This is a genomic window from Halomonas sp. 3D7M (assembly GCF_014897885.1).
Lineage (GTDB): Bacteria > Pseudomonadota > Gammaproteobacteria > Pseudomonadales > Halomonadaceae > Vreelandella.
This window is the reverse complement of sequence record NZ_JABUZF010000271.1, coordinates 7,548-7,768: the sequence shown is the minus strand read 5'-3', so window position 1 is coordinate 7,768 and position 221 is coordinate 7,548. Positions and strand designations below refer to the sequence as shown.

1 protein-coding gene is annotated in these 221 nt (G+C 57.0%); it reads right to left on the bottom strand.

What is annotated here, in order from left to right:
* On the bottom strand, positions 1-221 hold a 221-nt coding region (locus INT22_RS21565; protein ID WP_226912920.1), incomplete at both ends, for an HAD-IA family hydrolase.

The following is a 221-nucleotide window of genomic DNA, read 5'->3' as shown; positions in this document are numbered from 1 at the left end:
AACCCCGCTTCCACTCCCACCGCCGCATCATCAATCACCACGCATTGTTGGGGGGAGTGGCCCATTGCGGCGGCGGCTTGGCGATAAAGTTCAGGGTTGGGTTTCCAGACGTTTAAGGTATAGGCGCTAAACAGCTTGTCGCCAAAATGGTGGCCTAGCTCGGTGCTTTCCAGCGCACAACGAATTTTGGGTTCGGGGCCATTAGACACCACGGCTTTGGG